Annotated in this window: 29 protein-coding genes; 28 read left to right on the top strand and 1 reads right to left on the bottom strand. The window is 42.8% G+C overall.

The annotated features are described in order from the left end of the window. The first annotated feature begins 158 nt into the window (after positions 1-158). From IGJ01_RS09655 to IGJ01_RS09625, 7 genes are all read left to right on the top strand, one after another. Positions 159-350, top strand: a complete 192-nt coding sequence (locus tag IGJ01_RS09655; protein WP_005235564.1) for a hypothetical protein — start codon at positions 159-161, stop codon at positions 348-350. A gap of 160 nt (positions 351-510) precedes the next feature. After that, positions 511-777 carry a phosphocarrier protein HPr gene (locus IGJ01_RS09650; RefSeq protein ID WP_003126335.1) on the top strand — a complete coding sequence of 89 codons (267 nt, stop codon included), beginning with the start codon at positions 511-513 and terminating at the stop codon, positions 775-777. Next, the gene (gene ptsP / locus IGJ01_RS09645; RefSeq protein WP_008378209.1) at positions 777-2,504 is read left to right on the top strand and encodes a phosphoenolpyruvate--protein phosphotransferase; all 1,728 of its coding nucleotides are present in this window, start codon (positions 777-779) and stop codon (positions 2,502-2,504) included. Before IGJ01_RS09650 ends, ptsP begins: the two co-directional genes overlap by 1 nt. A gap of 265 nt (positions 2,505-2,769) precedes the next feature. Further along, on the top strand, positions 2,770-3,780 hold the full coding sequence (locus tag IGJ01_RS09640) for a glycosyltransferase (protein ID WP_005235568.1): 1,011 nt from the start codon (positions 2,770-2,772) through the stop codon (positions 3,778-3,780). Between the two features lie 31 nt (positions 3,781-3,811). Continuing rightward, on the top strand, positions 3,812-5,044 hold the full coding sequence (locus IGJ01_RS09635) for a glycosyltransferase family 4 protein (RefSeq protein ID WP_430601006.1): 1,233 nt from the start codon (positions 3,812-3,814) through the stop codon (positions 5,042-5,044). A gap of 74 nt (positions 5,045-5,118) precedes the next feature. After that, positions 5,119-5,994 carry an NAD(P)-dependent oxidoreductase gene (locus IGJ01_RS09630; protein ID WP_430601005.1) on the top strand — a complete coding sequence of 292 codons (876 nt, stop codon included), beginning with the start codon at positions 5,119-5,121 and terminating at the stop codon, positions 5,992-5,994. Positions 5,995-6,077: 83 nt separating this feature from the next. After that, entirely contained in the window at positions 6,078-6,308 is a 231-nt protein-coding gene (locus IGJ01_RS09625) for a YkuJ family protein (RefSeq protein WP_005225886.1), read from the top strand. Between the two features lie 68 nt (positions 6,309-6,376). On the opposite strand, the gene IGJ01_RS09620 is transcribed toward IGJ01_RS09625, so the two are convergent. Then, positions 6,377-7,318, bottom strand: a complete 942-nt coding sequence (locus IGJ01_RS09620; RefSeq protein WP_430601004.1) for a GIY-YIG nuclease family protein — start codon at positions 7,316-7,318, stop codon at positions 6,377-6,379. A gap of 320 nt (positions 7,319-7,638) precedes the next feature. Here IGJ01_RS09620 and fabT point away from each other — a divergent pair, with 320 nt between their 5' ends. The 21 genes from fabT to IGJ01_RS09515 all read left to right on the top strand — a co-directional run bounded on the left by fabT (position 7,639) and on the right by IGJ01_RS09515 (position 23,467). Further along, positions 7,639-8,079 carry a fatty acid biosynthesis transcriptional regulator FabT gene (fabT, locus tag IGJ01_RS09615; RefSeq protein ID WP_008378199.1) on the top strand — a complete coding sequence of 147 codons (441 nt, stop codon included), beginning with the start codon at positions 7,639-7,641 and terminating at the stop codon, positions 8,077-8,079. A gap of 9 nt (positions 8,080-8,088) precedes the next feature. Continuing rightward, positions 8,089-9,051: a beta-ketoacyl-ACP synthase III gene (locus tag IGJ01_RS09610; protein WP_430601003.1), complete on the top strand. Its 963-nt coding sequence runs from the start codon at positions 8,089-8,091 to the stop codon at positions 9,049-9,051. A 52-nt stretch (positions 9,052-9,103) separates the two neighbouring features. Further along, a complete protein-coding gene (locus IGJ01_RS09605; protein WP_005225890.1) occupies positions 9,104-9,328 on the top strand; it encodes an acyl carrier protein in 225 nt (74 codons plus the stop codon). 123 nt (positions 9,329-9,451) lie between these two features. Beyond that, positions 9,452-10,375, top strand: coding sequence for an ACP S-malonyltransferase (gene fabD, locus IGJ01_RS09600; RefSeq protein WP_144330612.1), 924 nt, complete (start codon positions 9,452-9,454; stop codon positions 10,373-10,375). A 9-nt stretch (positions 10,376-10,384) separates the two neighbouring features. Further along, positions 10,385-11,122, top strand: a complete 738-nt coding sequence (gene fabG / locus IGJ01_RS09595) for a 3-oxoacyl-[acyl-carrier-protein] reductase (protein WP_016620362.1) — start codon at positions 10,385-10,387, stop codon at positions 11,120-11,122. A gap of 12 nt (positions 11,123-11,134) precedes the next feature. Next, positions 11,135-12,373, top strand: coding sequence for a beta-ketoacyl-ACP synthase II (gene fabF, locus IGJ01_RS09590; RefSeq protein WP_016610185.1), 1,239 nt, complete (start codon positions 11,135-11,137; stop codon positions 12,371-12,373). After that, complete coding sequence (gene accB / locus IGJ01_RS09585) at positions 12,374-12,856, top strand: acetyl-CoA carboxylase biotin carboxyl carrier protein (RefSeq protein WP_016612188.1); 483 nt, start codon at positions 12,374-12,376, stop codon at positions 12,854-12,856. Positions 12,857-12,860: 4 nt separating this feature from the next. After that, entirely contained in the window at positions 12,861-13,289 is a 429-nt protein-coding gene (fabZ, locus tag IGJ01_RS09580; RefSeq protein WP_005225895.1) for a 3-hydroxyacyl-ACP dehydratase FabZ, read from the top strand. A 7-nt stretch (positions 13,290-13,296) separates the two neighbouring features. Further along, positions 13,297-14,661, top strand: a complete 1,365-nt coding sequence (locus tag IGJ01_RS09575; RefSeq protein WP_005235585.1) for an acetyl-CoA carboxylase biotin carboxylase subunit — start codon at positions 13,297-13,299, stop codon at positions 14,659-14,661. Positions 14,662-14,673: 12 nt separating this feature from the next. Then, a complete protein-coding gene (accD, locus tag IGJ01_RS09570; RefSeq protein WP_005235586.1) occupies positions 14,674-15,543 on the top strand; it encodes an acetyl-CoA carboxylase, carboxyltransferase subunit beta in 870 nt (289 codons plus the stop codon). Next, complete coding sequence (locus IGJ01_RS09565) at positions 15,536-16,321, top strand: acetyl-CoA carboxylase carboxyl transferase subunit alpha (protein ID WP_430601002.1); 786 nt, start codon at positions 15,536-15,538, stop codon at positions 16,319-16,321. The genes accD and IGJ01_RS09565 overlap by 8 nt, the downstream gene beginning before the upstream one ends. A 190-nt stretch (positions 16,322-16,511) precedes the next feature. Continuing rightward, positions 16,512-17,357 (top strand): transporter substrate-binding domain-containing protein, encoded by an 846-nt coding sequence (locus IGJ01_RS09560; RefSeq protein WP_430601001.1) that lies wholly within the window; start codon positions 16,512-16,514, stop codon positions 17,355-17,357. 22 nt (positions 17,358-17,379) lie between these two features. Then, on the top strand, positions 17,380-18,069 hold the full coding sequence (locus IGJ01_RS09555) for an amino acid ABC transporter permease (protein WP_005225900.1): 690 nt from the start codon (positions 17,380-17,382) through the stop codon (positions 18,067-18,069). Between the two features lie 16 nt (positions 18,070-18,085). Beyond that, a complete protein-coding gene (locus tag IGJ01_RS09550) occupies positions 18,086-18,811 on the top strand; it encodes an amino acid ABC transporter ATP-binding protein (protein ID WP_430601000.1) in 726 nt (241 codons plus the stop codon). 360 nt (positions 18,812-19,171) lie between these two features. Then, positions 19,172-19,696, top strand: coding sequence for a YqeG family HAD IIIA-type phosphatase (locus tag IGJ01_RS09545; protein WP_008378174.1), 525 nt, complete (start codon positions 19,172-19,174; stop codon positions 19,694-19,696). Position 19,697: 1 nt separating this feature from the next. Beyond that, complete coding sequence (gene yqeH, locus IGJ01_RS09540) at positions 19,698-20,816, top strand: ribosome biogenesis GTPase YqeH (protein ID WP_430600999.1); 1,119 nt, start codon at positions 19,698-19,700, stop codon at positions 20,814-20,816. A gap of 15 nt (positions 20,817-20,831) precedes the next feature. Further along, a complete protein-coding gene (gene yhbY / locus IGJ01_RS09535) occupies positions 20,832-21,143 on the top strand; it encodes a ribosome assembly RNA-binding protein YhbY (RefSeq protein WP_005225905.1) in 312 nt (103 codons plus the stop codon). A 12-nt stretch (positions 21,144-21,155) separates the two neighbouring features. Beyond that, entirely contained in the window at positions 21,156-21,797 is a 642-nt protein-coding gene (locus tag IGJ01_RS09530) for a nicotinate-nucleotide adenylyltransferase (protein WP_005235597.1), read from the top strand. Continuing rightward, positions 21,787-22,386, top strand: coding sequence for a bis(5'-nucleosyl)-tetraphosphatase (symmetrical) YqeK (gene yqeK / locus IGJ01_RS09525; protein ID WP_008378167.1), 600 nt, complete (start codon positions 21,787-21,789; stop codon positions 22,384-22,386). The genes IGJ01_RS09530 and yqeK overlap by 11 nt, the downstream gene beginning before the upstream one ends. Positions 22,387-22,397: 11 nt before the next feature. Then, positions 22,398-22,739: a ribosome silencing factor gene (rsfS, locus tag IGJ01_RS09520; protein ID WP_034878521.1), complete on the top strand. Its 342-nt coding sequence runs from the start codon at positions 22,398-22,400 to the stop codon at positions 22,737-22,739. Next, positions 22,739-23,467 carry a class I SAM-dependent DNA methyltransferase gene (locus IGJ01_RS09515; protein WP_016612181.1) on the top strand — a complete coding sequence of 243 codons (729 nt, stop codon included), beginning with the start codon at positions 22,739-22,741 and terminating at the stop codon, positions 23,465-23,467. The genes rsfS and IGJ01_RS09515 overlap by 1 nt, the downstream gene beginning before the upstream one ends. Positions 23,468-23,479: the final 12 nt, after the last annotated feature.

The raw sequence follows: 23,479 nt of genomic DNA, 5'->3' as shown, positions 1-23,479 counted from the left end.
TATTGACCTTTACTGACCATGATTCTATTATACTAACTTTTTGTCAGACTGCAAGAATTTTACCTTTAAAAATTTTCCCTTCGATTTCACTTATAGAAGCGGTCTTTTAAATAAAAAGTAATTCCTATATAATAGAAAGAAAGAGGTGAGAATAGACGTTGGAGAACAGAGATTTTGCTGCAGAAGTAGTACGTTTACGCAATGGAGAGATCCAAGAATTGATTGTCCAACAGCCGGAATTTCTGGCGTTTAGAGATGTCTGGCTCCAGTTGGAAGACCGGTCTTCTTTTGTCGGAGAAGCGGGGTTAAATGGGAAGATCATCTACCGTTATGTGCAAGAAAATAAATAGGACATTTATTTCAATCGTTTATTTAAGAGAAAACGGTTGTCTATCGAGGAAAAAAATGGTAATCTTAACAGTTGAAAGGGCGATTTTTTTCGGGTATCATTGCATGCATGGAAATTTTGCCTTCACACAAAAAAACGTATCATAAAGGAGATTGATCAATATGGAAAAGAAAGATTTTCACGTAGTTGCTGAGACAGGGATTCACGCACGTCCAGCTACATTATTGGTTCAAACAGCAAGCAAATTCAACTCTGATATCAACTTAGAGTACAAAGGTAAATCAGTAAACCTTAAATCAATCATGGGCGTAATGTCATTAGGTGTTGGCCAAGGTTCTGATGTAACTATCACTGCTGAAGGTGCTGACGAAGCAGATGCAATCGCTGCAATCGTAGAAACAATGAAAAAAGAAGGTTTGTCTGAATAATGGTTGAGATGCTAAAAGGAATTGCTGCTAGTGATGGTGTAGCCGTTGCGAAAGCCTACCTGTTAGTACAACCTGATTTATCTTTTTCAAAAGTATCAGTTGAAGATACTGCAGCAGAGGAAGCACGCTTAGATGATGCGTTAGCGAAGTCAACAGCGGAATTACAACAAATCCGCGACAAAGCAGCGCAAACTTTAGGTGAAGCAGAAGCACAAGTATTTGATGCTCATTTAATGGTTCTTTCAGATCCTGAGATGATCGGTCAAATCAAACAAAACGTGACAGATAACAAAGTCAATGCAGAAGCTGCATTGAAAGAAGTTACTGACATGTATATTGGTATGTTTGAAGCAATGGATGACAATGCTTACATGCAAGAACGGGCAGCTGACATCAAAGATGTTGCTAAACGTATCTTGGCGCATTTGTTGAATGTGACTTTGCCTAATCCTTCAATGATCAACGAAGAAGTAGTCGTTGTTGCGCATGACTTGACACCAAGTGATACCGCACAATTAGACCGCAACTTTGTTAAAGCTTTTGTAACAGATATCGGTGGACGTACTTCTCATTCCGCAATCATGGCACGTTCTCTTGAAATCCCAGCAATCGTTGGAACGATGGAGATCACTGCAAAAGTGAAAGCGGGCGACATCTTAGCTGTTAACGGCATTATCGGTGACGTTATCGTCAACCCGACAGATGACCAAGCGGCTGAATTTGTTGAAGCTGGGAAAGCCTACGCAGATCAAAAAGCAGAGTGGGAAAAATTAAAAGATGCTGAAACAGTTACGGCTGATGGTAAGCACTTTGAATTAGCTGCGAACATTGGTACACCAAAAGATTTAGAAGGTGTCCACAACAATGGTGCAGAAGCAGTCGGTTTATACCGGACTGAATTCTTGTACATGGATTCTCCTGATTTCCCAACAGAAGAAGACCAATATAAAGCGTATAAAGCAGTTCTAGAAGGAATGGCTGGAAAACCAGTGGTTGTCCGCACAATGGATATCGGTGGCGATAAAGAACTTCCTTACTTAAAATTACCTCATGAAATGAATCCTTTCTTAGGCTATCGTGCATTGCGTATCAGCTTGTCTGAACTTGGGGACGACATGTTCCGTACCCAACTTCGTGCGTTGTTACGTGCTTCTGCTCATGGTAACTTACGTATTATGTTCCCAATGGTGGCAACATTGAAAGAGTTCCGTACAGCGAAGAAAATGTATGAAGAAGAGCGTCAAAAATTGATTGACGAAGGCGTTGAGATTTCTAACGAGATCCAAGTCGGAATCATGATCGAAATTCCAGCAGCAGCTGTCTTAGCAGACAAGTTTGCGAAGGAAGTTGACTTCTTCAGTATTGGTACCAATGACTTGATCCAATACACAATGGCTGCAGACCGCATGAATGAACGCGTGTCTTACTTGTACCAACCATACAACCCATCCATCTTACGCTTGATCAAAAACGTGATCGATTCAGCGCATGCTGAAGGCAAATGGGCTGGTATGTGTGGAGAAATGGCCGGCGATCAAACTGCTGTGCCACTTCTTGTAGGTATGGGCTTAGATGAGTTCTCAATGAGTGCAACATCTGTTCTGAAAACACGTAGCTTAATGAAACGTTTGTCAACCACTGACATGCAAGAATTAGCAAAACGTGCTTTAGAAGATTGCGATACAATGGAAGAAGTTGTAGAGTTAATCGAACAGTATGTAAAATAATCATTTCTAGGCAACAAGCAATTTTTGCTTGTTGCCTTTTTTTGTTTTAAGAAGACATTTTGTTTGATTTGACTTGCAACAACTTACTACTTTTTTCAGAAAACGAACAGTTTTGTCATATCTTGGAATTAAGCTATGATTCCCTGAGTTTTTCCCGTATCATGGTTAAATGGGGAACAAAATCTAGGACCATGGTAGGAGTATCTCTGCGATCGCCTATGGTATACTAATATCAGATATAAGCATTTCCAAGGAGGAATCATCTTTGAAAGTACTTCTTTATTTTGAAGGAGAAAAATTATTAGCTAAATCAGGTATCGGTCGCGCATTGGCCCATCAGCAACGAGCGCTGACATCTGTCGGGATTCCTTTTACTCTTGATAAAAATGATGAGGATTATGACATTCTTCACATCAACACGTATGGAATCAATAGTATGCATATGGTCAATAAAGCCAAAAGACAAGGAAAAAAAGTGATTTACCATGCCCATTCTACAGAAGAGGATTTTCGGAATTCATTTATCGGTTCAAATCAGCTTTCGCCATTATATAAAAAATATTTGATCAATCTTTATTCCAGAGCCGATCAATTGATCACCCCGACCCCTTATTCGAAAGAACTTTTGGAAGGGTATGGTATCCAAGTGCCGATCGAAGCGATCTCAAACGGGATCGATCTTGACAAATATCAGCCGGATCATGAGAAAGAAAAAGCCTTTCGTGAGTATTTTCAGCTTTTACCTGATCAAAAAGTCATTATATCGGTCGGCTTGTTTTTTGAACGAAAAGGCATTCTTGATTTTGTAGAGATAGCTAGACAATTGCCTGAATATACGTTTATCTGGTTTGGTCATACACCAATGATGACGATTCCTAAGCAGATCCGCGACCTTGTCAATGAAGACCATCCAGAAAATGTGCTGTTTCCCGGCTATATCAAAGGAGACATCATCGAAGGGGCATATTCAGCGGCTGATCTGTTCTTCTTTCCTTCCTATGAAGAAACAGAAGGGATCGTGGTCCTTGAGGCGTTAGCCAGCCACCAAAATGTGCTTGTTCGGGATATTCCAGTATATAAAGGGTGGCTAAGCAATGGGCACAATGCATACATGGAGAAAACCAATCAAGGGTTTATCGAGAAAATCAAAGGAATCGTAGATGGCACGTTGCCACAGTTAAGTGAAGCGGGTTATGAAACGGCCAAGCAAAAGAGTATTGATGAAATCGGATATGAGCTAAAAGAAGTTTATACAAAAGTGATGAATACGGAATAAAGAAACTAATGTAAAGTTTGGAGGTACCGTTTTGAAAATCGGATTTTTTACAGACACCTACTTCCCCCAGGTAAGTGGTGTGGCGACATCGATCAAGACATTGAAAGAAGAGCTTGAGAAAAAAGGCCATAAAGTGTATATCTTTACTACGACTGATCCCAATGCTGATCTAGACGAAGAAGATATCATTCGCATGCCAAGTGTCCCGTTTGTGTCCTTCAAAGATCGGCGAATCGTAGTGCGCGGCATGTTGTATGCCTATTTGATCGCCAAAGAGTTAGAGTTGGAATTGATCCATACCCATACCGAGTTTGGCTCTGGGATGTTAGGGAAAATGGTGGGGCGCAAATTGCAAATTCCTGTGATCCATACCTACCATACGATGTATGAAGACTACTTGCACTACATCGCCAATGGGAAGGTCTTACGGCCGTCTCACGTGAAATATCTTTCGCGGCTATTTGCCAACCACTCGACAGGTGTTGTTTGTCCAAGTGAACGAGTCATCGATACGCTGAAGGGGTATGGTGTGGTTTCACCGATGCGGATCATCCCCACAGGGATCGAAGTCGAGAAGTTTCGTCGACCGGACATTACATCTGAAATGAAAAAAGAATTGCGGGAGAAATTAGGCATCATTGAGGATCAACCCATGCTGCTTTCCCTCAGTCGTATTTCTTATGAAAAGAATATCCAAACGATCATCGATGGAATGCCGGAAATTCTAACCAAGATTCCTGATGCGCAATTAGTGATCGTTGGGAAAGGTCCGCATAAAGAAAAATTAGAAGAAAAAGTGGTGGATATGGCGCTAACTGACCATGTTCAATTTGTCGGCGAAGTGGCGAATGATAAAGTGGCGATCTATTACCACGCTGCCGATTACTTCGTCAGTGCCTCCACTTCAGAAACACAAGGACTGACATACACGGAAGCGATGGCTGCTGGGACACCGTTAGTCGTTGAAGGCAATGATTACTTAAACACCTTGATCGATGATCCATCGTTAGGGGTCACCTTTGAGAGTGATCGGGATTTCGCAAAAGCATTTATTGATTATTATGAACAAAAGATTCCTGCTGATCCCGAAGTTCTTTCTAGGAAGATGTACGAGATCTCGGCATTACGCTTTGGTGAGTCGATGCTGTCTTTTTACCATGATATGGTTGCCTATTATGAAACCGAACGCATCGAGAAAGAAACCGAGCAGACGTTAGAAAAATTCAAAGTCAAATTAAAGGCTTTTCGCCGAACGATCGATTAAACAGAAAATTTTCGCAAGTTCATGTTTTTAGCGTATACTAAAGACATGAACTTTTTTATTTTGGAGGGATCTGCATGAAATTAGGATTTATCGGTACTGGTGTCATGGGTCAAGCGATGGTTGGTCATCTCTTAGCTGCAGGACATACAGTGAATGTTTACAATCGGACGAAAGCAAAAACAGATGAACTCGTTGCGAATGGAGCAATTTGGTGTGACACCCCAACAGAAGTTGCATCAGAAAGTGAAATCATCTTTACAATGGTTGGTTATCCATCCGACGTTGAAGAAGTTTACTATGGACCTCAAGGGATTTTTCAAACGGCTGTGACGAGCAAAACATTGGTGGATTTTACCACCAGTACACCTGATTTGGCAGAACGAATCTACCAGACAGCGAAGGAAAAAGGAGCAGCGAGTATTGATGCGCCAGTTTCTGGTGGTGATCTTGGTGCGAGAAACGCCACGCTAACGATTATGGTTGGTGGCGATGAAGAAGCTTACCAACAAGTAAAACCACTTTTTGAAGTATTAGGAAAGACGTTTCAACTTCAAGGAGGGGCAGGAAAGGGGCAGCATACGAAAATGGCCAATCAGATCATGATTGCCGGAACCATGACGGGGATGACAGAAATGCTGGTCTATGCGAACCAAGCCGGTCTTGATTTACCACGAGTGATTGACACGCTTTCTGGCGGTGGGGCAGCCAATTGGTCCATGACGAATTACAGTCCTCGTATCCTAAAAGAGGATTATTCACCAGGCTTTTTTGTCAAACATTTCATCAAAGATTTGGGGATCGCTTTGGATGAGGCTAAGAAGATGGGATTGGATTTGCCGAGCACCACTTTAGCTAAAAAATTGTATGATCAGTTGGCTGAAAAAGGCTATGAAAATGACGGAACGCAGGCGCTGATTAAACTTTGGTGGCAAGATGGAAAAAAATCTTAAAATGACAAAAAAAATACGAAAAATCAATGCAAGATAGAGGATGTTTTGATACAATATAACGGACAGAAAAAGGAGGCTTACGAATGAAAAGTTCGCAATTAGTCGCTATCATCAAACGTTTAGAAGCGATGGTCGAAGCGCAAGACAATGAAGTTCAAGTACGTCGTTTTGAAAAAGAAGGCGTCGAAAAATGTACCGTTACTTATGACAATTCGACAGAAACGTTTGAATTAACGGAAGCAGAATCAAGTCAATCTTATCAATTTGATAATGTTGATATTGTAGCCATGGAAATCTATGATTTGATCCAATAAGAATGAGTGGGACGTTCGTCGTCGCTTTCTCATTTCTATACAGCAAGCCTACTTGGGCTTGCTGTTTTTTATTTTTCTGCTGCTTTTTCTTGGCGATACAGGTGATTAAGGATGATCCCTAATGGATCGAGATCTTCCGGGGCTAAAGGAAGCGCAGCGCTTGCTGGCGGATGTGGCTGGAATGTTTCTTCGGGAGAAAGAATGTTTGTTTGGATCAACTTACCAAAGCTGACTTGATAGTATTTGAGTTGAGTCGTCTGTGATACTGGCTCCTCTAAGTCAAAGGGAATCGAAAAAATCACTTCCGGTTCTTGAATGAACTGATTGACCCTCACGATTTCTTGGTAAAAGCTTTCTGCTAAATGGATCTCTCGCTGCAGTACACTAGCTTGTTCAAACAATAAGTGATCAATCAGGTATGCCAAGCGTTTTTTAAGGAGTGAAAAACAGTATGTCTTCTTTCCTGCAAAAAAACAGCCGATCTCTCGCCACTTCTCTTCCAAGGGATACGCCTCCATTTGAGGGAGTTGTTTACGTAAGGTTAATAGCGTCAGTTCGTTGACAGTCGGCAATTGAAACGTTTCTGACAATAATTGAAACAACACAGGCAATTTTTTTGTTTGCCGAAAGGGGCCATAACTGCCAATTTGTGGTGTTTGAGTGATCGTGAAGCTATGATTCGTCAAATCAACAAAGCAATAGTTCGCTGAATGGTTCATTTGTCGGTTGTAGATAGGATGAAAAGCTTGGATCAAACGACATTCAAGTAATAGTGCATCCAATTCTGTATCTGTTTCGATCGTTTCAAAATCAACGACATTATAAACAAGTCGAAGCACCTTATTGGCATGCTGCTGGTTTTTTCGGAAGTAGGAAACGACACGCTGCTTCAATGATTTGGCTTTTCCCACATACAAGACTTCGTTGTGTTGATCTTTCATTAGATAAACGCCAGGCTTTTCAGGCAGTGCATTTGCTTTGTTTTTTAGAAACTCTTTGTTCGGATTCATCGATCTTTCCTCTCCTTCCTTCAAAGAGTAGCAGATGAGAGCGGAGAGAGCAACGTTTGCTGGCCGTTGACAAGAAAAAAATAGGAATAGAGAGGAGACAACGCAATGATAAACTTTGACATTCAAAGGAAATTTCTCTATAGCGGAAACGGATTATTTTGTCAACTCGCAGCTTTTAGAATCTTAGAAAATCAGTTCTCAAATAAAAATGTGCTTAAAAATAAAAAAAGTTCGAAAAAATTCTTGCATTTCTCAATAACTTCCGATATAGTTTGACTATCAAATGATTTGATTATCAAAGTATTCGGATGGTGAAGGTTATGGAACCCAATTTAGAAACAGTTAATGACTACTTAGTCAGCGTCTTTAATGACATCTTAGTGATTGAAGAATCTGAATTGAAAAAATCTCAATTCAAAGACCTTTCAATTACCGAAATGCATACCATCGAAGCCATCGGGATGTACAAAAAAAAGACCACGACTGAAGTTGCCAAAGAGCTTTCGATCACTGTTGGGACTTTGACCATCGCGATCAATCGTTTGGTGAAAAAAGAATATGTAGAACGGATTCGCAGTGAAGATGATCGGCGAGTCGTCAAACTAGGTTTGACGAAAAAAGGAAAACTCCTTTATCGTGTTCATCAGCATTTTCATCGTGAGATGGTGAAGGGTGTCTTGAGTCAGATGTCTCCTGAAGAGGAACAGGCACTGTTGAAAGCACTGAAAAATCTGCATGACTTTTTACAAGATTATAAGTGAGAATAATGGATGAATATGTTTGGAAAAATTACCGCGACTGCAAGTTATGTTCCAGAAAAAATCGTAACAAATGATGATCTATCAAATTTGATGGATACTTCAGATGAATGGATCCATTCTCGCACGGGAATCAAACGAAGAAGTGTCGCTGTCGGCGAAAACACTTCAGACCTTTGTATTCGCGTCGCTCAAACGCTCTTACAAGATGCTCAGCTTTCAGCAGAAAGTCTAGATTTTATCTTGGTAGCGACGATCACACCGGATTTTAATACACCGGCGGTTGCTTGCCAAGTCCAAGGGGCGATTGGGGCAGTCAATGCCTTTGCTTTTGATATCAGTGCAGCATGTGCTGGTTTCGTGTATGCATTGTCTATGGCTGAAAAACTGATTCGAACGGGCGCTAAAAAAGGATTGGTCATCGGTGGAGAAGTACTTTCAAAAGTCTTGGATTGGAACGACCGTTCGACGGCTGTTTTATTCGGAGATGGTGCCGGCGGTCTATTGTTGGAAGCATCTTCAGAGCAGCATTTGCTCAAAGAGTCTTTAAAAGCAGATGGGACGCGAGGCATGTCCTTAACATCTGGTTTTCGCACGAATGAGAATCCTTTTTCACAAAACGCTCCGGCGTATAGTGCTTGTATGCAAATGATTGGACGAGAAATCTTTGATTTTGCGACGCGTGATGTGGTCGCCTCGATCAATGATCTGACACAAGATGAAGCAATCGATTATTTTTTGCTTCACCAAGCAAATTCACGTATTTTAGACAAAGTTGCTCGCAAGCTGAAGCAGCCCCGTGAGAAATTTTTGCAAAATATGCAAGATTATGGCAATACTTCGGCAGCCTCGATTCCGTTATTGCTAGATGAAGAAATCAAACGAGGTACACTGTCCCTTGGCAGTGGTCAAAAAGTGGTGTTCTCAGGTTTTGGCGGCGGATTAACATGGGGAACTATGTTAGCCACCTTATAACTTGTTCACGAAACAAAATTACTATTGAAAAACACATTGGAGGAATATACACATGGTATTCGAAAAAATTCAAGAAATCGTAGCAGAAGAATTAGGAAAAGAAAAAGAAGAAATCAAATTGAACACAAACATCCAAGAAGATTTAGAAGCAGACAGCTTGGATCTTTTCCAAATCATTAACGAGATCGAAGATGAATTCGATGTGAAGATCGAAACAGAAGATGGTATCACAACCGTTGAAGATCTAGTTAAATATGTAGAAAAACAACAAGCATAAAACAAAGGCTAGGCAGACAGCCTAGCCTTTCCTTTTTAAGAACGTGTTTTTGCTGATTCATAGACGAACTGCAAGAAGCCATGTTCTCCAACGACAACGATCAAAGTAATGAAGGAGTACAAGATGAAGACAGCCTTTTTATTTAGCGGTCAAGGCGCACAGTACCCCAAAATGGGAGAAGAGCTCTATCACCAAGAAGCCATCGTTCGTGAGACGTTTGAACAAGCCAGCACCATTCTAGGATATGATATGGCGGAGCTATGCTTTACTGAAAACGAACGTTTAAACCAGACGGAATATACGCAGCCTGCCATCTTAACGGTAAGTACGGCTTTTTGGCGTCTTTTGGATGCGCAAGGAATCAAAGCAGATGCTGTTGCTGGCTTGAGTTTAGGCGAATATACAGCCTTAGTCGCTAGTGGTGCGCTTGATTTCCAGACAGCAGTCGCATTGGTACAAAAGCGCGGTCGGTATATGGCAAGTGCGGCGCCAGCAGGTGTTGGGAAAATGGTTGCTGTGATGAACACACCCGCTGAAACGATTGAAGAAATCTGTAAAGAAGCAAGTCAAGTCGGGATCGTGACACCAGCGAATTACAATACGCCGCAGCAGATCGTCATTGGCGGTGAAGCGCCGGCAGTGGATAAAGCGGTGGAATTGTTACAAGCTGCTGGAACCAAACGGGTGATTCCTTTAAATGTCAGCGGTCCTTTCCATACCGCTTTGTTGGAACCCGCATCGCAGCAATTAGCACAGGAATTAGCTCAAATTACCTTTGATGAGTTGCAAGTACCTGTCATCAGCAATACGACCGCGCAGCCGATGCAGCAAGACCAAATCAAGGAACTGTTGACGTTGCAAGTGAAATCACCAGTGCGTTTTTACGAAAGCATTGCGACACTGAAGGAACTTGGCATCCAACAAGTCATCGAGATCGGACCAGGAAAAGTATTGAGCGGTTTTATGAAGAAAATAGACAAAGAAATCCAGACTGCGCGTGTAGAAGATAGCCAAACGTTGGCAGATACACTAGCCCGATTCAACTAGGAGGAATTTATGGATCTGCAAAATAAAAACGTCTTTGTAACTGGTAGCTCGCGAGGGATCGGTTTTACTATCGCGGAAGCCTTTGCCAAAGAAGGAGCGAATATCGTTTTAAATGGACGAAAAGAAATTCCCCAGTCACTGATCGATCGCATCACCAGCTACGGCGTGAAATGTGTAGCGATCAATGGGGACATTTCTGATTTTGATCAAGCGGCAGCCATGCTTTCGGAAGCAGAAGCGGCAGTCGGGCCGATCCACATTTTGGTCAATAATGCCGGGATCACGAATGACAAATTATTGTTGAGAATGAAACCGGAAGATTTTGATTCCGTGATCAAAATCAATTTGACTGGTACCTTCAATATGACGCAGCACGCGTTGAAAAAAATGATGAAGTTGCGAGAAGGCCGCATCATCAATTTGACGAGTGTGGTCGGCTTGACGGGAAATATCGGGCAAGCCAACTATGCGGCAAGTAAAGCTGGCGTGATCGGTTTTACGAAATCTGCCGCTCGTGAAGGTGCCGCTCGGGGGATCACCTGCAATGCGATCGCCCCAGGATTTATCGAAACAGAGATGACTGAAGTGCTGTCGGATAAAGTCAAAGAACAATCATTGGCAACTATTCCATTACAGCGTTTTGGTTCCACACAGGATGTTGCGCAAACAGCAGTCTTTTTAGCAAAAAGCCCCTACATCACTGGTCAGGTGATCAGTGTAGACGGCGGGATGGCAATGCAAGGGTAGGAGGAAGAAAAGATGAATCGAGTAGTAGTTACAGGATACGGCGTCACTTCTCCAATCGGAAATGACCCAGAAACTTTTTTAGCAAGTTTACAAAACGGGACCAACGGCATCGGCCCGATTACAAAATTTGACGCAGAAGCAACAGGGATCTCAGTTGCCGCTGAAGTCAAAGATTTTCCGTTAGAAAAGTACTTCGTTAAAAAAGATACGAAGCGGATGGATCTTTTTTCCATTTATGGAATTTATGCGGCCTTAGAAGCGATGGAAATGGCGAAGTTAGATACAGAAACCATTGATGTGGATCGTTTTGGCGTGATGGTTGGTTCGGGGATCGGCGGCTTGCCAACGATTCAAGACCAAGTGATTCGAATGCATGACAAAGGAGCAAATCGGGTATCACCAATGTTCGTACCGATGTCGATCGTAAATATGGTTGCCGGCAACATTGCGTTACGGGTAGGTGCGAAAGGCATTTGTACGACGACTGTTTCCGCCTGTGCTTCTGGTACCCATTCAATCGGTGAAGCTTTCCGAAACATCAAGCATGGCTATGCAGATGTCATGATCGCTGGTGGTTCAGAAGCGACGATCTGTGAAATCGGTATTGCTGGTTTTGCTTCTCTGACGGCGTTAACCACTGAATCAGACCCTGACAAAGCTTCCGTTCCGTTTGATAAAAATCGTAGTGGATTTGTCATGGGTGAAGGCGCTGGCGTCTTCATTTTAGAATCATTGGCGCATGCACAAAAACGTGGGGCAACGATTTTAGGTGAAGTCGTAGGGTACGGTGCGAACTGTGATGCCTACCATATGACTGCGCCAAACCCTGATGGATCAGGTGCTGGAAAAGCAATGAAATTAGCGATGCAAGAAGCGGCGATTACCCCAGCTGAAGTTGGTTACATCAATGCCCACGGTACAAGTACGCCCGCCAATGACAGTGCAGAAGCGACATCGATCCAATACGGATTGGGCGAAGACTATAAAAAACCATATGTCAGCAGTACAAAGTCAATGACTGGTCATTTGCTTGGGGCGGCTGGTGGAATCGAAGCCATTGCTTCACTATTAGCATTACAACATCAATTTATTCCACCAACCATCAACGTGACAGAACAAGATCCTGAGATCGACTTGAACGTTGTTATCAATCAAAGCCAACCAGCAGAATTGACCTATGCCATGAGTAATTCACTTGGGTTTGGCGGTCATAATGCAGTGATCTTGCTGAAACGTTGGGAGGAAGCGTAATTGGAAACACATGAGATAAAAGAGCTGCTCAGCCAATTCGATCAATCGACGTTAACTGAGCTTCAATTAAAAAAAGAGACGTTTGAACTTTATTTTAATAAAAATACGACAAGTGGGCTACAAAATGCACAATCTACACCTGCGCCTGCTCCTGCAGCGAATGCTGCGCCAACTCCTGTTGTACCAACGCCTGCTGTCTCAGCGACACCTGACACAGTAGAAGCGGCGAAACCTGTCTTAGAGGGCAAAGAAGTTGTCTCGCCATTAGTGGGTGTCGTTTATTTGAAACCAAGTCCTGACAAAGATAACTTTAAGCAAATCGGCGATCACGTGAAAAAAGGCGATATTCTTTGTATCGTTGAAGCGATGAAAGTCATGAATGAAATCGTCAGCGACGTCGATGGCGAATTGGTTGAAGTCTTGGTTGAAAGCGAACAAATCGTTGAATTCAATCAACCATTATTCCGTGTGAAAGAAGGGTAAAGCAATGAGCGCATTAACGATTCAAGAAATCAAAGAAATCATCCCTCATCGTTATCCGATGCTTTTAGTGGATCGGGTAGAGGAGTTAGAAGAAGGCAAACGGGTCGTTGCGAAGAAAAACGTTACCATTAATGAGCCGTTTTTCCAAGGCCATTTTCCCCATGAACCAGTGATGCCTGGAGTATTGATCGTGGAAGCAATGGCGCAAGCAGGTGCTGTGGCATTATTGTCATTGGAAGACTTTCGTGGGAAAACTGCCTACTTTGGCGGTTTAGACAAAGCAAAATTCAGAAAAAAAGTAACACCAGGCGATACCTTGATCTTAGAAGTAGAAATAATCAAAGTAAAATCTGCAGCCGGCATCGGCAAAGGAATTGCCTATGTTGATGGGAAAAAAGTGGCGGAAGCAGAATTGACTTTCATGATTGGATAGGTGAGACATGTTTTCTAAAGTATTGATCGCAAACCGTGGCGAAATCGCCGTACGTATCATTCGCGCTTGTCGCGAATTAGGTATTCAAACGGTCGCCGTTTATTCAGAAGCAGATAAAGAAGCGTTGCACACAGAGCTTGCCGATGAAGCGATTTGTATCGGACCTGCCAAAGCAGCTGACTCTTATTTGAATGTACAGCAGATCCTAAGCGCTGCGATCGTCACAAAGGCTGAGGCGATCCATCCCGGCTTTGGCTTTCTTTCAGAGAATAGCCGTTTTGCTGCGATGTGCGAGGAATGCAATATCGTCTTTATTGGGCCAAAGAGTGAGACTATCGATGCAATGGGAAACAAAATCAATGCAAGACGCTTGATGATCGAAGCAGAAGTACCGGTTATTCCCGGAAGCAAAGGCGCGATTTCTGATGTGGAAGAAGCTTTAACGATCGCTGAAGAGATTGGTTACCCGGTCATGCTCAAAGCAGCAGCCGGCGGTGGCGGTAAAGGGATACGGAAAGTCGCCGATAAAGAAGCGTTACCACATCATTTTGCTTCGGCACAGCAAGAGGCGAAAGCGGCATTTGGCAACGATGAAATGTACATTGAAAAAATCATTTACCCTGCTCGACACATAGAAGTGCAAGTGTTAGGTGATTCTTTTGGTAATATTATCCACCTTGGTGAACGCGATTGCTCGCTGCAACGCAACAACCAAAAAGTGTTGGAAGAATCTCCTTCTGTGGTGATTTCTGAAAGCAAACGAGCAGAGCTAGGAGAAGCAGCGGTACGTGCCGCACAAGCGGTAGGGTATCGCAATGCCGGCACGATCGAGTTTTTAATGGCAGACACTGGGGCGTTTTATTTCATGGAAATGAACACTCGAATCCAAGTGGAACACCCCATCACTGAAATGGTGACGAACATTGATCTAGTCAAAAAACAACTCGAAGTTGCTAGTGGCGAACCGCTAGGCTTGACACAAGCAGACATCAAGATGACAGGTGCGGCAATCGAATGTCGGATCAATGCAGAAAATCCAGCCTTCAATTTTGCACCGTCACCAGGCAAGATCAACAATTTATTTCTGCCTGGTGGAGGCTTGGGTGTACGGGTAGACAGTGCCATGTATTCCGGCTATACGATCCCGCCTTATTATGATTCCATGATCGCTAAAGTGATCGTTCACGGCGAGAACCGTTTTGAAGCATTGATGAAAATGCAGCGGGCGTTAGCTGAATTAGTGACCGATGGTGTCATTACGAATGCAGAATTCCAAATGGACTTGATCAGTCACCCGAAAGTGATTGCGGGAGACTATACAACCGCCTTTTTACAAGAGGAATTTTTGCCAAATTGGACACCTGAACAATAGGAGGGAAGTTGAGTGGCTTTATTTAAGAAAAAAAACTACATTCGCATCAATCCTAATCGAGGTCAGCTGCCAACGAACGAACCAGTCGTCCCAGATAATCTTTGGGCGAAATGTCCTAGTTGCAAACGAACGCTTTATACGAAGGAGATGGGGGCAGAAAAAGTCTGTCCCCACTGCGGGTATAATTTCCGGATCAGCGCCTGGGAACGGATCGCTATCACGATTGATGAAAAAAGTTTTGAAGAATGGGACACAGATGTTACCACAAAAGATCCCCTTGATTTCCCAGGGTACCTGGATAAAGTCGCACAAATGCAAGAAAAAACTGGTTTGCATGAGGCTGTTCTAACGGGAGAAGCCAAAGTTCGAGGATTGCCGTTAGCAATCGGTGTCATGGATGCGAATTTCATCATGGGCAGTATGGGAACGGTCGTGGGGGAGAAAATCACCCGTTTGTTTGAACGTGCGATCGAAAAACAGCTACCAGTTGTTCTTTTTACCGCTTCGGGTGGGGCTCGGATGCAAGAAGGGATTTTGTCACTGATGCAAATGGCGAAGATCTCCGCGGCAGTAAAACGCCACAGTAAAGCTGGCTTGTTTTATCTAACGGTTTTAACGGACCCGACCACCGGTGGCGTTACCGCTAGTTTTGCGATGGAAGGGGATATCATCCTGGCAGAACCGCAAGCATTGATCGGTTTTGCTGGACGACGTGTGATTGAACAAACCATTCGTCAGGAACTACCTGAAGATTTTCAAAAGGCAGAGTTCCTGTTAGATCATGGCTTTGTCGATCAAATCGTTCCACGGACGAACTTGCGGGAGAAAATCTACCATTTGATTTCTTTGCATACGCGGAAAGGATGGAATCGCAATGACTAGAGCAGCCCACGAAATCGTTGAACTCGCTCGCAGCAAAGACCGCTTGACGGCACTGGATTACTTTGAAGGCATTTTTTCTGAGTTTGAAGAGTTTCATGGAGACCGTCTGTTTGGCGAAGATGAAGCCGTTGTTGGCGGGATAGCTTGTTTAGATGGCAAGCCAGTGACCGTGATCGGTATTCAAAAAGGCCGTAATCTACCTGAAAATTTACGCAGAAACTTTGGCTCACCACATCCTGAAGGCTATCGAAAAGCGTTACGCTTAATGAAGCAAGCAGAAAAATTTCAGCGACCTGTGGTCACATTGATCAATACAGCAGGGGCGTTTTGTGGTATTGGCGCGGAAGAACGGGGAGAAGGTGAAGCGATTGCCCGTAACTTGATGGAAATGTCCGATTTAACGGTGCCGATCTTGGCAATCATCATTGGTGAAGGCGGCAGCGGCGGTGCTTTAGCACTGGCTTTAGGGGATGAAGTGTGGATGATGGAACATTCGATCTATGCCATTTTATCTCCCGAAGGCTTTGCTTCGATCCTATGGAAAGAGGGTAGCCGGGCCAAAGAAGCTGCTGGTTTAATGAAGATCACTGCCCAAGAACTATTTGAATTAGGCGTTATTGAAAAAGTGATTGCTGAAACCCATGAAGAGGCCTTTTTACCGAAAGAGCAATTGATGGAACAGATGAAAGCGGCAATTTCAACGAAACTCGCTGAACTTTCTACGTTGCAAACAGAAGAATTGCTTGAGGCAAGGTATCAGCGTTTTCGCCGATTTTAACAACTAGGATATCCACTCTGATTAGAGAGAGGGTATCCTAGTATTTTTTTATTAAAAGTGTTATTGAATAAATCGTGCAAATGACGAAGTTTTTAGTTTAAAATTTAATTATTCTGTGCTACTATGTATATATTCTGAATATAAGAAGATTATATTGCATAAATATTTGTTTTGAAGAGGAGCGTTTTTAATGAAAAAATTATTTGGAGCACTTGTTGTATTGACGGGGATTTTGGTTTTAGGAGCTTGTGGGAATGGCAGCTCATCGAGTACTGGCAGTTCTAGTGCCAGCGGTTCGGCGGATAATCAATTGGAAGCCATCAAAGCAGCCGGTGTGTTGAATGTGGCAACTTCTGCTGACTTTGCCCCCTTTGAATTTCATGCCTTGATTGATGGCAAAGATACGATCGTGGGCGCAGATATCGATATGGTCAATGAGATCGCTGATCGTCTTGGTGTCGAAGTGAATATTTTGGACCTTGATTTCAATGCTGTCTTGACTGCTTTGCAACAAGGAAAAGCCGATATCGCTGTTTCAGGCATCTCAGCAACTGACGAACGTAAACAGACTTTTGATTTCACCGATAACTATTTTACACCAGAACAAAAAGTAGTTGTTAATAAAAACAATGAGTCGGCATTTGATTCAATCGAAAGCTTGTCTGGCAAAAAGGTGGGCGCTCAAAAAGGCTCGATCCAAGAAATGATCGTTCAAGACCAATTAGCGGATTCGCAATTGGTTTCCATCGCCAAAGTTCCGAATCTAGTCAATGAATTGAAACAAGGATCGATCGATGGTTTGGTGCTTGAAAGTGCGGTGGCTGAATCGTATGTTGCACAAAATGATGACCTCGTGATCACTGATGTAGCATTAGAAGCGTCTGAAGGCGATTCTTATGCAATTGCTTTACCCAAAGGGAGTACCGAACTACAAGAAGAGCTAAACAGTATTTTGAAAGAATTGATTGAAGATGGTACAATCGATGAGTATGTACAAAAGAACACAGATCTAGCCAACGAAAATGCGGCGCAATAGATAGAACGGAGTAGACACAATTATGGATTTATCCTTTTTAGCGATATATTACCCTTATTTTCTTTCTGGTGTGGTGATCACCATCGTGATCTCTATCATCACCGTGATCTTTGGAACGATTCTAGGGGTGATTTTTGCCCTAATGAAATTATCAAAAGTGACGCCTTTGCGCTGGTTTGCTAATGCGTATATTGAAGTCATCCGCGGCACACCAATGTTGGTGCAGATATTGATCGCTTTTGGTCTTTTGCAAGGCATGTTTGCCTTGCCGACAGTCTCGATCGGTGTGTTGAGTCTTGATTTTGGGCGGTTATTTCCTGGGATCATTGCGCTCTCGCTTAATTCTGGGGCATATGTTGCTGAGATCGTCCGAGGGGGAATCAATGCCGTTGATTACGGTCAAACAGAAGCGGCTGGTTCTTTAGGGCTGCGGCCTTTTCAAACGATGCGTTATGTCGTATTGCCACAAGCACTACGCAACATCTTGCCGCCACTAGGCAATGAATTTATCGTTTTGATCAAGGATTCCTCTTTGCTTTCAACGATCGGCATCTACGAGCTGATGAACAGTGCGCAGATCGTTGTCACCAGTTCTTTCCAACCATTAACGCCTTTCTATGTGGCGGCGGTCATTTATTTCATCTTGACGTTTACGACTTCGCGACTATTGAGTTTATGGGAAAAGAAACTAGGAAAAGGCTATCGTCGTTAAAAGGAGAAGACAAGCTATGATGTTAGATATTCAAGAGTTACACAAAACCTTTGGCAGCAATCAAGTGCTAAAAGGGATCACAACGACGATCGAGCAAGGAGAAGTCGTTGTGGTGATTGGACCATCTGGTTCAGGAAAAAGCACGTTCTTACGCTGTTTAAACTTACTAGAAGTACCGACAAGCGGAAAAATCTTTTTTGAAGGAACCGATATTACCGATCCAAAGAATGATTTGTATAAGATGCGGGAAAAAATGGGCATGGTTTTTCAAAATTTCAATCTTTTTCCGAATATGACGGTTTTAGAAAACATTACTTTGTCCCCGACGAAAGTCAAGAAGGTAGCAAAATCGGCGGCTGATCAGTTGGCAAAACAACTACTAAATGATGTTGGCTTACCAGACAAAGCAAAAGCCTATCCTCAAAGTCTTTCTGGTGGACAAATGCAACGAATCGCTATCGCACGTGCCTTGGCGATGGAACCAGACGTGATGCTCTTTGATGAACCGACTTCAGCGTTAGACCCAGAAATGGTTGGCGAAGTATTGTCCGTCATGCAGCGTTTGGCTCAGCAAGGAATGACGATGGTCATCGTCACTCATGAAATGGGCTTTGCGAAAGAAGTCGCGGATCGGATTTTATTTATGGATCAGGGAATCATTATGGAGGAAGGAACGCCAGAACAGCTCTTTGATCATCCGAAAAACCCGAGAACCATTGATTTTTTAAGTAAAGTATTGTAAAATGCGAGAAGCTCGCAGTTGCAAATGACAATTTTGGACTTTTTCTAAGCATCCTTTCAGTAAAAGGATGCTTTTTTGACGGAAAAAAAGACTACTTTAAAGAAGTGATGGAACAAACTGTTGTTTCGACACCTTCGTTTTTCAGTTCTTTTACAAGAAACCTGCAGAAACTAGCGCACTTGCTAGTATTCAAAAAGATTCTATTGTATAATTACAGGTTGAAGAGGTCTGATCCTTTTAGAAACTGCCTGCTTGCTTGTCAACAGCTAGTACGGTTTCTTTTTAAAGATCGACTATGTGGATCGATGACTAGTCGCCGACTTTTAACATGCGAAGAAATCAGATAGTAAAGGAGATTCTATGTTTTCAAATTATAAACCGACTTGGATGGTCGATGCGATTTATAAAATCACCCCTAGCCAACTAAAGGCACAGGGGATCAAAGGGATTTTGACCGATCTTGATAATACCTTGATTGCTTGGAATAATCCTGATGGAACCGAAGAATTAAAAAACTGGTTATTGGAAATGAAAAACGCTGGCATACCGGTGATTGTCGTTTCAAACAACAATAGTGAACGCGTGGCACGGGCTGTTGCGCCTTTTGGTTTAAAGTACGTACACCGCGCATTAAAACCTTTTTCAAGAGGGATCAAACAAGGGTATCAGCAATTAGGCTTGAAAAAAGAAGAGGTTGTCATGATCGGCGATCAGATTATGACGGATGTACGAGGTGCCAATCGTGCTGGTGTTCGCAGCATTCTAGTGAAACCAGTGATCCCAACGGATTCTTGGAAAACCCAGTTTAATCGAGCAGCAGAAAGAAAAATCATGAACTATTTATTGAAACACAACCCAGAGTTAAAATGGCGTGGAGGAATTTAATATGACAGAAGGAATCGAAGAAATTCACTGTATCGGCTGCGGGGCATTGATTCAAACAACAAATCCTAACGAATTGGGGTACACCCCGCAATCTGCATTAGAAAAAGGACTTGAATCAGGAGAAGTCTATTGTCAACGCTGCTTCCGCTTGCGTCATTACAATGAGATCCAAGATGTCGCGCTGACAGACGATGATTTCCTACGTTTGCTGAATGAAATCGGGGAAAAAGACGCCTTGATCGTTAATGTCGTCGATATTTTTGACTTTAATGGTTCATTGATCCCAGGACTGCACCGCTTTGTTGGTGATAATCCTGTTTTATTAGTGGGCAACAAGGTGGATATTTTACCGAAATCTTTGAAAAAATCGAAAATGACCCAATGGATGAAGGAACGGGCTTACGAAGTCGGTTTAAGACCCGTCGATGTATTGTTGACGAGTGCCAAGAAACCGGGTGAAACCCAAGCGTTGCTACAAGCGATCGAAACGTATCGTGAAGGTCGTGATGTGTATGTGGTTGGTGTGACGAATGTTGGAAAATCAACATTGATCAATCAAATCATCAAACAAACAGCAGGGATCAACGAGCTGATCACCACTTCGCGATTCCCTGGAACTACATTGGATAAAATTGAGATTCCATTGGACGACGGGCACTTTTTGATCGACACACCAGGAATCATTCATCGTCATCAAATGGCACACTATTTAGGTAAAAAAGATCTGAAAATCGTGGCACCAGCCAAAGAAATTAAACCGAAAGTGTATCAATTGAACCCTGAACAAACCTTGTTCTTAGGGGGACTTGCCCGTTTTGATTTCATACAAGGAGAACGAAGTTCGTTTGTTGCCTATGTAGCGAATGATGTAGCGATCCATCGGACCAAATTAAGTAAAGCCGATGAATTTTATGAGAAACATGTTGGTGGGCTGCTGCAGCCGCCACGAGCAGATGAAGTGGCGGATTTTCCTGAACTCGTCCGTTTCGAATTTTCTATCAAAGAAAAAAACGATATCGTTTTTGCTGGACTTGGCTGGATCACGATCACCAAACCATGTGTCATCGCCGGGTGGGCGCCAAAAGGTGTCGATGTGCTTAGACGCAAAGCATTAGTATAAGGAAGAAGGAAGATTATGGACTTACGAGGAAAACAAAAAAGATTTTTACGAAGTGAAGCGCACCATCTAAACCCGATTTTTCAAATCGGCAAAGGCGGCTTGAATGACGCGATGATGGCGCAAATTGAAGAAGCACTAGAAAAACGAGAATTGATCAAAGTCTCATTGCTCCAAAATACCGATGAGGTTGCTGACGAAGCAGCTGAAACGATCCGGGAGAAAGTCGGCTGTGAAGTAGTTCAGATCATCGGACGAGTGATCGTTTTATTCAAACCGTCTAGTAAAGAAAAATACCAAACGATTTCAAGCAAAGTTCGTTCAATTTAGGAGGGAGAAGGCATGCAAGGACAAACATTTGGAAAGGTACAAACGGTTTTAGAGACACAAACACAAGAACTTGTACCGAAAAAGCAAGTGGGCATTCTTGGTGGAAATTTTAATCCAGTACACTACGCACATCTGGTCATGGGTGAGCAAGTAGGGCAAGCATTAGGGCTGGATAAAGTTTATTTCATGCCTGAGTATTTACCGCCTCATGTTGATGAGAAAAAGACAATCCCCGCTGAGCATCGTTTAGCGATGTTGAAGTTGGCGGTCGCCGATAATCCGCGATTTGCTGTAGAGACCATTGAGTTGGAACGAAAAGGTAAGAGTTATACGGTTGATACGATGCGGGAATTGACAGCTAAGAATCCAGATACTAATTATTATTTTATCATTGGCGGGGATATGGTGAACTATTTACCAAAATGGCATCAAATCGATGAGCTGATGGAATTGGTAACTTTTGTGGGGGTTCGCCGCCCGGAAGTGCCGATCGATAGCCCATACCCGATTATTTGGATCGATATTCCTCTAATGGATGTCAGCTCAACAACAATTCGTAAAAAAGTGCAACAAGGTTGTTCGGTTCGCTACTTATTGCCAGATAATGTGTTACACTATATTCAAGAAAAGGGGTTGTACTTGGATGAAGAGTGAACACTACACACAAGCAGAACGGGAACTTTTGATGCAAAAGGTCCAAATGCAGATGAGTCAAAAGCGCTTTGAGCATGTGTTGGGTGTCGAAAAAACGGCCGTTGCCCTTGCGGAAAAATATGGTGCTTCACCGGTCAAAGCCAGCATCGCTGCTTTGACGCATGATTATGCGAAGGAACGCAGCGATGAAGAATTTCAATTAGTCATTCGTAGAGACGGATTTGAATTGGATCTCTTGAACTGGAACAATGCTATCTGGCATGGACTCGTCGGTGCTGATTTCGTTCAACGAGAATTAGAAATCGATGACGAAGAAATCTTACAAGCGATCCGTTTGCACACAACCGGAGCTGCCAAGATGAGCCTACTAGATAAAATCATCTATGTAGCAGATTATATCGAACCCGGGCGTACGTTTCCTGGAGTCGTTGAGGCTAGGGAAATCGCAATGATCGACTTAGATGCCGCTGTTGCTTACGAAACGAAACATACCTTGCTTCATTTGATCGAAACAGAAGCAGTTATCTACCCAAAAACGATCGAAACCTACAATTTTTGGGTAGCCAAATATAGGAGGGAATTACCATAGATAGTCAGAAAATATTAGAAATTGCTGTAAAAGCCGCCGATTCAAAACATGCCGAAGATATTATGGCATTAGATGTGCGGGAAATCTCTTTGCTAGCAGATTACTTTGTGATCTGTTCAGGAAATAGTGAACGTCAAATCAATGCGATCATTGATGAAGTCATCGATAAAGAAGAAGAAAGTCAAGTATCTGTTCGCCGTGTCGAAGGAAAAGATGGTGGAAAATGGGTCTTGATCGACTTAGGTGACGTAATCGTTCACGTATTCAGTGCCTCAGAACGTGCTTTTTACAACCTAGAAAAATTATGGTCTGATGCGCCGCTTGTGGATCTTAATGAATGGGTCGTGGCGTAATGGCTTACGAAACCTTCGCATTTGTCTATGACGAAGTAATGGATTCCAGTCTCTATAAAAAGTGGCTGGATTTTTCTTGTCGTCATTTAGGAAAAAGAAAACAGCTGTTAGAATTGGCTTGTGGAACCGGTGCGTTAGCCGTTGAATTTGCCAAGGCTGGGTTTGATGTGACTGGGTTAGATCTTTCAGAAGAGATGCTGATGATCGCTAGTCAACGGGCTGAAAAAGAAGAGGCGGCTGTGCAATTTGTTGCGGGTGACATGCTGGATCTCGTAGATATTGGCACCTATCAAGCTATTACTTGCTATTCTGACTCCCTTTGCTACATGGAAGACGAGCAGAGTGTGCAGCAAGTTTTTGATGGTGTTTACAGTTGTTTAGAAGAAGATGGCGTCTTTTTATTTGATGTGCATTCCTTATATCAAATCAATGAAGTGTTTCCTGATTATAGCTACCATTACCAGACGGATGAATTTGCCTTTCTTTGGGAAAGCTATCAAGGAGAAAAAGACCATAGCATTGAACATTTCTTGACCTTTTTTGTTGCACAAGAGAATGGGTTGTTTGAACGCTTAGATGAGCTTCATCAAGAAAGAACCTATCCTCTCGAAAGCTATTTAAGAATGTTAGAAAATGCTGGTTTTGCTAATGTTGAATGCTACGCTGATTTTATCGATACAAAACCAAATGAAAAAAGCCGTCGCTGGTTTTTTGTCTGCCATAAGTAACCGTTATGTAAA

Source organism: Enterococcus sp. AZ089, assembly GCF_050547225.1.
Taxonomy (GTDB): Bacteria; Bacillota; Bacilli; order Lactobacillales; family Enterococcaceae; genus Enterococcus_D; species Enterococcus_D entomosocium.
This window is presented reverse-complemented; position numbering and strand designations above follow the sequence as displayed.